This is a genomic window from Chromohalobacter sp. HP20-39 (assembly GCF_033052815.1).
Classification (GTDB): domain Bacteria; phylum Pseudomonadota; class Gammaproteobacteria; order Pseudomonadales; family Halomonadaceae; genus Chromohalobacter.
Genome location: NZ_JAWHTP010001195.1, coordinates 1 through 234 on the forward strand (window position 1 = coordinate 1; position 234 = coordinate 234).

Consider the following 234-nt stretch of genomic DNA (forward strand, 5'->3'; position numbering starts at 1 on the left):
TGTCGCTCGGGCCGTGGCAGACCTTCTGGATGCTGTTCTACGCGTTCGCCACCTGGGGCAACGCCGGCTTCCTGCGTGAGCAGGTGTGCCTCTACATGTGCCCGTCCGCTCGCTTCCAGTGCGTGAGGGTCGACCCCGACACCTCCGTCGTCACCTACGACACGCAGCGCGGCGCGCCGCGCGGCAGCCGCTCGCGCAGTGCAGACTTCGCGGCGCAGGGGCTCGGTTCGTGCG

1 protein-coding gene is annotated in these 234 nt (G+C 70.1%); it reads left to right on the forward strand.

The features are described 5' to 3' along the window. Nucleotides 1–234 (forward strand): 4Fe-4S dicluster domain-containing protein (locus tag RVY79_RS21675; RefSeq protein WP_317466690.1); only part of this gene is annotated, 234 nt, incomplete at both ends.